This window comes from uncultured Microbacterium sp., from assembly GCF_963521695.1.
In the GTDB taxonomy this organism is placed as follows: Bacteria; Actinomycetota; Actinomycetes; order Actinomycetales; family Microbacteriaceae; genus Microbacterium.
In genome coordinates, this window is record NZ_CAUQWC010000111.1 from 1 (window position 1) to 10490 (window position 10490).

At 68.3% G+C, this 10490-nt stretch carries 6 protein-coding genes; 3 read left to right on the plus strand and 3 right to left on the minus strand.

All coding sequences use genetic code 11. From position 1 onward, the window contains the following. The 3 genes from RWP81_RS09595 to RWP81_RS09605 all read right to left on the minus strand — a co-directional run. On the minus strand, positions 1–5522 hold a 5522-nt coding region (locus tag RWP81_RS09595; protein ID WP_314455390.1), incomplete at its 3' end, for a PA14 domain-containing protein. Positions 5523–5689: 167 nt separating this feature from the next. Next, on the minus strand, positions 5690–5812 hold the full coding sequence (locus RWP81_RS09600; protein ID WP_314455394.1) for a hypothetical protein: 123 nt from the start codon (positions 5810–5812) through the stop codon (positions 5690–5692). Positions 5813–5827: 15 nt separating this feature from the next. Continuing rightward, entirely contained in the window at positions 5828–6373 is a 546-nt protein-coding gene (locus tag RWP81_RS09605) for a helix-turn-helix transcriptional regulator (protein ID WP_314455397.1), read from the minus strand. Positions 6374–6505: 132 nt separating this feature from the next. On the opposite strand from RWP81_RS09605, the gene RWP81_RS09610 reads away from it, so the two are divergent. From RWP81_RS09610 to cydD, 3 genes are all read left to right on the plus strand, one after another. Next, positions 6506–7945 (plus strand): cytochrome ubiquinol oxidase subunit I, encoded by a 1440-nt coding sequence (locus tag RWP81_RS09610; RefSeq protein WP_314455400.1) that lies wholly within the window; start codon positions 6506–6508, stop codon positions 7943–7945. A 9-nt stretch (positions 7946–7954) separates the two neighbouring features. Further along, the gene (gene cydB / locus RWP81_RS09615) at positions 7955–8980 is read left to right on the plus strand and encodes a cytochrome d ubiquinol oxidase subunit II (RefSeq protein ID WP_314455403.1); all 1026 of its coding nucleotides are present in this window, start codon (positions 7955–7957) and stop codon (positions 8978–8980) included. Between the two features lie 11 nt (positions 8981–8991). Next, the coding region (gene cydD / locus RWP81_RS09620; protein ID WP_314455406.1) for a thiol reductant ABC exporter subunit CydD at positions 8992–10490 on the plus strand (1499 nt) is incomplete at its 3' end.

Here is a 10490-nt window from a genome sequence, read left to right on the forward strand (position 1 = left end):
GGGGCCGTGTACGCATCGACGTATCGCGTGCGGTTCCCCGACGCTCCGGCCGCCGAATTCGGACCGCATCCCCCAGAGGACGCGAACTCGTACGACAATTCATGGCCCGGGATCTTCGCCGACACCAACCGCCCCGCCGCGTCATACCCGTACCTCGAGTCGAACGACCGGTCACCCTGCCGGACGCGTTCGCGCACGATCCGCCCCGCATCCGACCGTGAAAGCTCATCGGTGATCGACGCCGCCGATGGGAAAGACCACGTCTGCGCCCTGATCGTGCCGCGCCGGTCGTCCCACGTCGGGGCCAACGCCGACCCACCCAGATACGACACCTGGGCAATCCGCTGCTGCGCATCGAACGTCGATGCCGCGTAGACCTGCCCGTCGAACGTCACCGTGGTCGTCTTGCCGTCACGGTCGTACGCGAAAGCCGTCGTCGACGACGGCACGCCGGGGCCGGCGGTCGTCACCCGCAGGACACGACCGGTGAGTGGTTCGTAAACCGGCGTCGTGACGACACCCCACACGTCGGTGTACGACTCGACCCGACCCAGCAGGTCGGTCTTCGTCGTCGTTGCCGACGTCAGCGACCCCGGCACAGGGGTTCCGGTCACCGTGACCGAGAGTCCCGTGGGAGTCGTCGTGTACGTGGTGGTCACCGTGTCGGTCGCCACTCCCGCGCCTCCGACCGAGACCTCCCTGACGGTGCGGCCACGCGCGTCGACCGTCGTGCAGGACCACCCCTCGTCGCCGGTGACCCGGGTGCCCGCGGGGCGACCCATCACGTCATAGACATATGACGTGACGATCGCCGGTCCGCTTTCGGGCGTCGGTCCTGTCGACGTCTTCAGCATCCCGAACTGACGTGTGCCGGCCGGCACCCCGCACGTGTCTTCCTCCAGCTGCTCCGCGTCGCCGTAGTACGCGCGTGTGGTGCTCTTGACATCCGTGATCGAACCGGATGCCGCCGCGGCGGGCAGCGCCTTCGACTTCTGCCGGAGCCACCCGGGCCCCTTCAGCTGCTCGAAGGTCGCCGTGCTCTTCAGCGCCAGACCGCCCGGGTCGACGGTCACGGCCGACACCTGCCCGACGATTGGGTCCGAGTATGTCTTCTCCGACACCATGGAGGGAGCCGAAGCGCCCAGGACCCTGGTTGAATCCTCGACCGTGGAACGGGTGACCAGACCGTAGTCGGGCCTCAGCTGGGCACCGGGGACAACCTGGAAGTCGCCCGTTCCGGGGAGCTTCCACTGCAGATCGACGCGTGCGCCACCGAGGTTCTCGTAGTACTCGATGCGAAGGCGTCGCACCTCGCCGGCGCGCGCCTCGAACGCGTAGCTGTCGGCCGGAGTTGGCCCCTGGTCGACCCACCGATCTATAAGCAGCACATCGTCGAGCCAGACCCGGGTGCCGTCGTCGCTCATCGTGCGCAGCTGGTACGAGCCCGCGATGGGGAAGGTGATGAGTCCCGTGGCACGGAGGGAGAACTCGTCGCTGGAGACGATGCCGGGAACGGGCGACCCCCCTCCCCAGTCCTTTTCGAAGGCCCCGTCAGCACCGCCCACACCCAGCGCGTACGCCTCGGGCTTACCCGATAATTTTCGCGTCTTGGTGTAGTAGGCGACCTGAAGTCCGTGGAAGCCCTCGTCGTACACGGTGCTCGATTTCGCCGGTGTGACGCCGCAGGCGAACGCCACACTCGCGTCGCGCACGGGGCGCCGGTCGGATGTGAAGCACCCCGCGGGGGCGGGGGCGTACGCCTCGACCGGGCGATCGAGGGCGTCGTACACCCGCGTGGACGTCAGACCTGCCGTATCGATCGCCGACAGCACCAGATCCTTCGACGGATGCCATTGCTGCGAGCTCGTCACCCCGAGCGCGCTCGTCGACGACGTCGAACGCCACGCCCCGTCGTACGAGACAGTCTGCGAGACGCCCTCGAGCCCCGCGATGGAAACCGTCGTCTTGCCGTCGAGATAGGCGTACGTGCGCGAGGGGCGCTCGGCTTGTGTCACCCCGTCGGGCGCCGGGAGCGTGATCGTCTTCGCGCGCGCACCCTCGTACGCGATGCGCGTCGATGCCGGATCGTCGCCGGAGTCGGTGACGGGAACGGGGATGCTGTCGTTGGCCGTTGCATCCCGGATCTGTGTCAGCAAACCGCCGGCACTGTCGTAGCCGAAGAGCGTGAGCTCGTCGCCCGGGTCGAGGATCGCCGCGAGCTGCCCGTCGACGTTGTAGAACAGCCGCGACTCCGACCCGTCGGGGTACGAGATGCGGCACAGCATGTCGACCGGCGCCTTCGCGTAGCCCGCACCCGATCGCTCAGAGCACGACGCGCGGTCCCCGTTCTGATACCCGAAGACGACTTTGCGCGCGTACTGGTCGCCGCTCTGGGACACAGGATCGACGACCTCGGTGGTCACCCCGTTCGCGTTCAGAATGCTCTGCGGAGCGGCAGCCTTGCGGACATCTTCGGGTGGGGTCGCGGATGCCACCCGCCCCTCCTTGCTGAAGTGATACACCGTCCCGTCCTCATCAGTGAAGACCACCCACCCGTTGCCGTCCAGGGACAGCACCCCGTATTCACCACTCGGGGCCGTGTAGCCGCCGGTCGCGACCTTCGTGTACGTGTGCGCCGTGCCGGTGGTATCGGTGAGGACGACGGAGGCGTCGGTCACCTGCGCGGAAACCCACGTCGCGGCCGTTCCCGACAACGGCACCGAAGCACCCCAGCCCTGCGGGAGCGTCGCCACGCGTTTGGTGAACCAATCCGGCGGGATACTCACTCTCGTCGGGGACGATGCGCCGTCTGGCGTGTACTCGACCCACAGGTCGACGTACGCCTCACCGGTCTCCTCGTAGTACTCGACCTGAATCGGTCGGGCGCCACCACCGGCCGTCAGGGTCGTCGCCGCGGCGGTCGTCCACCCCCCTCCCTGCCACTTCTCGAACAGCTTCTGTCCGTCGTAGATGACCCGGATGCCGTCATCATGCGTCGCTCCGAATCGCACCTGACGACCGACAAGGCTCGCAGGGAACGTGACGAACCCCGACCAGCGCGCGAGGAAATGGTCCGTGGGCAAAGCGTCAGCGGGTGCAGCAATCCCCCAACGGAAAGACACCGCCGGATCGGTGCGCACCATCGCCGCCGTCTTGTTCTCGAACGTGTACCCGCTCGGAGAAGTGGGAGCCGCTCCCGCGACACGAGCATCGAAGTACTCCCCCGTCAGCCCCCGATTCGCCCCCGCGACCTCCTGCGAGTTGTAGGTGAACGACATACCCATCGCCCCGCCCAGCGTCGTCACCGTCGGCGAGGCGAACGAAACGTTCACGTTGCCGTTGGCTAAGTTCGTGGTCACCGGTCCCGCGGTGTCGTAGGGCGAGGGTCCCGATGACCCGAGACGAAGGTCGGTGCGAAGGCGGCGGACCCAACCGTTCTCGGTGTTCGTATCCTGACCGTCATTGGTCGTGACGGTCCAGGAGTAGACGCCGCCGTCTTGCAAGGTGCCCGCGGGTACCGTCCACGCCGCCATGCCGTTCGCCGCCGTGATCCACCCCGAGGTGACGACAGCGCCGGAACGGGCGTCCTGCCCCGTGGCGATCTTGAACTTGTAGGTCATCGTGCCGCCGGTGCCGTCGGTGTCGGCGACGGCACTCACCTGCAGTGTGGGCGTCAGCGTCGTGACGGTGGCAGGCGTCTCGGTCACCGCGCTCCCGGGCACCGCCGTCCCGGCATCCGGAAGCGGCACGACGTTCGTCGTGAAGCTGTAGACCGGCGACTGACGGTAGGTCGACTGTCCCCAGAGGGTGTCGAGGTCATCGACCAGCGAGGCTCGCCAGTAGTAGGTGGTGGCCGCTCGGAGGATGCCGGTGGGCATGTCGTACTGACCACTGCTACTCCAGTCGCGTTTGGCCACGAGATTCGTCATGTTCGCGTCGGTCGCAACCTCGATCGCGTATAGCTGAGAACGGCCTCCCGGATTGGTAGCCCCCAGTGCGAAGTGTGGCGCCAGCGACACGCCTCTTGCGCCGTTCGAGGGGATGCCGCCCCAGACCGAGGGGTAGTCCCACGACTCGATCCACATGTCCGTCTGGACGCGCTTGAAGGAGTAAGAGGGCCCTTCCCACCCACCGATCAGGAACGCGGGTCGGTCGCCGGTGCGAAGTTGGCTCGCAAGCCTGGCGGCGACGCCCTCGCGTTCCGTATCGGCCCACCCGCTGTCGATCGTGTAGTTGCCGAGGTGGGGACCCGTCCCGTTGTAGCCGAACCCGCTCGCGTGCTGCACCCACCCCGTCTGCCGCGAGGTGGTGCCGTACCCGTCGTACCCCACACCGATCTGCGCGCCCGCGATGAACCGCCCGGGGACGGAGCCGTAGTCAAAGGTCACGACGGAACGCCAATAGCGATCGCCGCTGCTCTCCCGGGTGTTTCCGACGTACGTCAGCCCCGACCGGACCGCACCGTCCGACTTGTACGCCGTACTCCCGTTGGGACTCATGAACGTCGGATCGATGCGCACCGGATACACCCGGGCGGCGTCATGCAGCCAGTCGCGATCGGCGCGCAGACTGTAGCGCCATGATCCGTCGGCCGCCTTCCACAGGCTGACTCGCAGCGCTACCTCCGCGTCTGCGGACTCACCCTCGACTCCGCTCGAATCGATCGCGACCGGTGTCGGGATCATCAACACGGCCGCACCAGCCTCGTCCGTGAAGGTGACGGAATCCGCATCCCCGAGCGCCGGCGTAAGCGACCCCGCCTCGATGCGCCACGTCCAAGACACCCGCCGTTCGGGAGCGGCATCCAGCACCAGGGACTCCTTCACGCCACCCGGCTCGACGCGGTACTCCAGGTCAGCGCTGCCCGAGACATCACGGTAGGTGAGTTGCTCCCAGTCATCCCACCACCAGAACGGCGCCGACACATCACCCGGCTCGGCACCGACGAGCGAAAACGACACGTCGTGACCGTCGCGAGACACGGTCACGGCGGGGGCCTCGTCGCTCCCCCCGCGGAACACCGGTGCAAGGGGGTGATCGGTGACCGTCCACTCATCCCCGCGGCGGGACACCGACGTGTTCACATCGACCCAGTCGCCATCGTGATCGCGTGCGCGGGTGGGATCCGTCGTCAGGTGCGTAACGGTTCCCCCCGATGGACTGCGGTACTGGGCAGAACTCTCGGACTCGGCGACGACCTCCATGCCGGACGTCGGGACGGAGCGCTTCTCCCACTGGGCGACGGCAGACGTTCTCTCGGGGGGCGTCACCGGTGCCACGGGCTGCGGGGCTTCGACGGTCTCGTCGACCGGGGAGGGAATGTCGAACGCCCCCTCGGGAAGCTCCGGCTGCGCGTCGGGTTCGTCGGTGGACGGGAGCGCCGGGGCGTCCTCGGCGGTGGCGACCGGGGTAACGACCGACGGTGTCGCCGCGCGCGCGGCGTCTGCCGGCGCGCCCACCCCGATGAGGAGTGCGATCGTCGCAACGATCGACACGAGCGAGAGACGAGGAAGAGAAGGCACGGGCAACCCCCGGAAGGCCGCCAGCGTGGCGGTCGACGTCGCCTGAGTTCAGGCAACGCTGATCGTGCGCATAGCATCCCTCCAGGAATCGCCGATCCCCCCGGAAGCACGCGGATCGCGCCAGCCGAATTCACCCGCGACTCATCCGGATCCCCGCACCGCTCGCGTCAGACGACCGCCGCCGGGTCCGTCGTCGGCAGCGCGCAGGTGAAGACGCGGAGGCCGTCACGATCGATCGCGCTCAACCCGCACGACGGCACCACCGGAGCGGCCGGCGCCAGGTTGCTCATCGTCGCGAGCGGGATTTAGCCGACGGAACGGGCGGGCCTACCGCGACGGGGACGGTCCTCGGACAGCTCGAACGGGGTCGCTCCGGCCGTGAGCGCCGCGACCTCGTCGAGCCATCGCAGGTCGGCGTCGAGCCGCGCGCGCCGGGCCGCACGAACGATCGCCGCGGGCACGGCATCCGGGTCTTCGGTCTCGGACTCGGCCAGGGCCGCACGAACGGCCGCGCGCTGGGTGGACAGGATGCCGCCGATGTCGGCATCCGGCAGCGTCACCGCCAGGGCGATCTTCAGCGCGACGTCGTCGCGTCCCTCGGCCAGCGATGCGGTGGACAGCCACGCGCGGGCCTCGACGCGCCCGGCTTCTGTCGGCTCCCACAGCACGCGCGCCTCGTCGTCGACGCCGGCACCGGTCACCAAGCCGTCGCGCTCGAGTCGCTCGAGCGTCGTGTACACCTGCCCGACGTTGACTCGCGCGCCCGTGCGCCGCTCGTACTCGGCGCGCAGCTGAGAGCCGTAGCAGGCGCCGCGATCGAGGATCGCTAGCAGGCTCTGACGGACGGACACGGGTGCCTCCCGACGGGTTGGAAATGGCTTGCCGAGTATATCGTTCGACGCCGAGGGATCACCCGACGCGCCGGAGAGCCCCGGCGTACCATGTGGTCTGACCACACAATCCGGTTTGATCGGAGGCTCCCGATGGAGTGGCTCGACCCCCTCGCCCTCGCCCGCTGGCAGTTCGGGTTGACGACGCTGTACCACTTCCTGTTCGTGCCCCTGACGCTCGGCATGTCGCTGATCGTGGCCGTCTTCCAGACCGTCTGGTACCGCACGGGAGACGTCCGGTGGCTGCACATCACACGCTTCTTCGGAAAGATCTTCCTGATCAACTTCGCCATGGGCGTGGTCACCGGCATCGTGCAGGAGTTCCAGTTCGGCATGAACTGGTCGGCGTACTCACGCTTCGTCGGCGACGTCTTCGGCGCCCCGCTCGCCTTCGAGGGACTGCTCGCGTTCTTCCTCGAAGCGACCTTCATCGGCCTGTGGATCTTCGGGTGGGACAAGCTCCCCCGCCTCGCCCACCTCGCGAGCATTTGGATGGCGTCGATCGGCGCCACCCTCTCGGCGTACTTCATCATCGCCGCCAACGCCTTCATGCAGAACCCGGTCGGCTACCAGATGTCGGCCGAGGGTCACCGCGCCGAACTCGTCGACTTCTGGGCCCTTCTCACCAACCCCGTCGCCCTCGCCGCCTTCCCGCACACGATCTTCGCGGGCTGGATGTTCGCCGCCATGATCGTCGTCGCCATCTCGGCCTGGCACCTCTCACGCGGACGCAACACCGACATGATACGCAAGACCCTGCGCTTCGGCCTGTGGTCGACGGTGGTGTCGTTCGTGCTCGTCGCGATCGTCGGCGACCAGCTGAGCCTGGTCATGGTGGCCACACAACCCATGAAGATGGCCGCGGCCGAGGCGACCTTCAACACCGTCTGCGGAGCGGATGCCTCGTTCTCGATCTTCACGCTCGGAACCCCCGACGGCACGAGCGAACTGTTCTCGATCCGGGTGCCGTTCCTGCTGAGCCTGCTGTCGACCCACTCGCTCGACGGGTGCGTGGAGGGGATCAACGACCTCAACACGCTCTACAGCCAGCAGCTGTTCCCGCAGTTCGCCGATCAGGTCGACGGCAACTTCGCCCCTGTGCTGTGGGTCACGTACTGGGCGTTCCGGTGGATGATCGCGCTCGGCGGCATGGCCGCGCTGGTGTGCGTCGCAGGCCTGTGGGTCACGCGCAAGAAGGCGACCCGCCCCGTCGCGCCGTGGATGTGGCGCGTGGCCATCTGGGCCGCTCCCCTGCCGATGCTCGCGAGCCTCGTCGGCTGGGTGTTCACCGAGATGGGCCGTCAGCCCTGGATCGTCTTCGGTCTCATGCTCACCGAAGACGGCGTCTCGCCCAGCGTCCCCGGCTGGAGCGTGCTCATCTCGCTGGTGGCGTTCACCCTCGTGTACGCCAGCCTCGCCGTCGTGGAGTTCGGGCTCATCAAGAAGTACGCGCAGAAGGGCCCCGACCCCCTGCCCGACCCGGATGCCGTGCGCGACGACTCCATCGAGAACACCCCGACCACGGTCTACTAGGAGCTCATCATGGATCTCGCGTACCTCTGGTTCTGGATCGTCGCCTTCCTCTTCGTCGGCTACTTCGTGCTGGACGGCTTCGACTTCGGCGTAGGCATGTCGATCCCCTTCCTCGGGAAGGACGACATCGCCCGCCGGCAGATCATCAACACGATCGGCCCCGTGTGGGACCTCAACGAGACGTGGGTCATCGTCGCGGGCGCCGCCCTGTTCGCCTCGTTCCCCGAGTGGTACGCGACGCTCTTCAGCGGCTTCTACTTGCCGCTGCTGGTGATCCTGCTCGCGCTCATCGCCCGGGGCGTGTCGTTCGAGTATCGGCATCAGCGCGACTCGCTTCGCTGGAAACGCTCATTCGACCGCATGATCTTCTTCGGGTCGGCGGCACCGGCGTTCCTCTGGGGCGTCGCCTTCGCGAACATCGTGCAGGGCGTGCCCCTGGATGCCGACCACGAGTACGTCGGCACCGTGCTGACGCTGCTGAACCCGTACGGCATCCTGGGCGGACTGACGACACTGACGCTGTTCTTCCTGCACGGGCTCTACTTCGTCGCGTTGAAGACCGACGGACAGGTGCGGGCCGACGCACGCCGCCTCGCGGGACGCGCGGGTCTCGTGACCATCGCCCTTGCGGCGCTGTTCCTCGCGTGGACCGTCGCGAATGCCGTCGACGCTCCGCTGTTCCTCGGGTTGGTGGGACTCTCGGGAGTGGCGGCGCTCACCCTCATCGGTTCGTGGGTGGCCAACAGCCGCGACCGCGAGGGCACCGCCTTCGCCCTGGGCGCGGTGACCATCGTCGCGGCCGTCGCCGCCCTGTTCTTCGCCCTGTTCCCGAACGTCATGCCCTCGACCCTGGCTGAGGGATCCAGCCTCACGATCGACAACGCCTCGAGCACCGACTACACACTGACGATCATGAGCTGGGCGGCCCTGATCTTCCTGCCGCTGATCCTGGCCTACCAGGGCTGGACGTACTGGGTGTTCCGTAAGCGCGTTACCCGCGCCCGCATCGAGAAGGCCGCGCTCGTCGCGCACTGAGGACGCTATCCGTGAAACCCGTCGACCCGCGGCTCCTCCGCTACGCCACCGCCTCCCGCGGCTTCTTTGCGGTGACCGCGGCCATCGTGTTCGCCCAGACCGGCGTCGTCATCGGGTTCGCGTGGACGCTCACGAGCGCGCTGGTCGGGGCGATCGAGGGCCGGCCGCTCGAGGAGCTCTGGGGTCACGTCGGGGTCGCGGCATCCCTCGTCGTGGTCCGAGGTCTGTTGATCGCGGCCTCTGAGCGTGTGTCGGCGCGGGGAGCCGCGGCGGCATCGCTGCAGCTGCGTGCGGCGCTCGTCTCGGCGGTCGGTGGACTCGGCCCCGGATGGCTCGCGCGGCGGAACACGGCCTCGCTCTCGCTGACCGCGGGGCACGGCCTCGAGGCGCTGGACGCGTACTTCGGCCGATACCTGCCGCAATTGGCCGCCACCGCGATCACCATGCCCGTGCTGATCGGCGCGATCGCCCTGGCCGATCCGCTCTCGGGTCTCACCGTCGCCTTGACGATCCCGCTGATCCCGCTCTTCATGGTGCTGATCGGTCTCGCCACCCGCGGCGTCCAGCAGCGGCAGTACCGCACGCTCGGCCGCCTTGCGGCGCGCTTCGCCGACACCGTCGAGGGCCTCGGCACATTGAAGGCGTTCGGCCGTCAGCACCGGGCCGCCGACTCGATCGAGACGATCACGCGCGACTACAAGCGCGAGACGATGACGGTGCTGCGCGTGTCGTTCCTCTCCGGGTTCGCGCTGGAGTTCCTGGCATCCATCTCGGTCGCCATCATCGCCGTGACCATCGGCTTCCGCCTCCTCGCGGGGGATCTCTCGCTGCTCGTCGGGCTCTTCGTGCTGCTGCTGGCGCCTGAGGCGTACCTGCCGCTGCGTCAGGTGGGCGTGCAGTTCCACGCGGCCTCGGAGGGGGTTGCCGCGACAGAGGAGATCTTCGACGCGCTCGACGCCGCGCAGGTGGCCCCGACCCCGGATGCCGCGGACTCGGCGCCCGGATCGACGCTGGAGCTCCACGGGGTGAAAGTCGACCGAGAGGGAACCGTCCTGCCGCGGGTGTCGCTGTCGGTCGGTCCCGGCGAGGTCGTGCTCGTGACGGGGCCGAGCGGCGTGGGGAAGTCATCGTTGATCGCAGCCGTGCTCGGCTACGCCATGCACGACGGCGAGATCCGCGTCGACGGGGTATCCGTGCCGCACGCGCGCTCGTCGGTGGCGTGGGCCGGGCAGCGGCCGGGGCTCGTCTCGGGCACGGTGGCCGAGAACGTCGCTCTCGGCTCCGATGCCGATGCGGACGCGATCGCCGCCGCCTTGGCCGACGTCGGAGCCGAGGGCATCAATCCCGCCACAGTTCTGGGCGCCGGTGGCTCCGGCCTCTCGGGCGGCGAGGCGCAGCGCGTCGCCGTCGCCCGCGCGCTGTACCGGGCCCGGGTCGTGGGCGCACCGGTGCTCGTGCTCGACGAGCCCTCGAGTGCCTTGGATGCCGCCACCGAGGAGCGCCTGTGGGC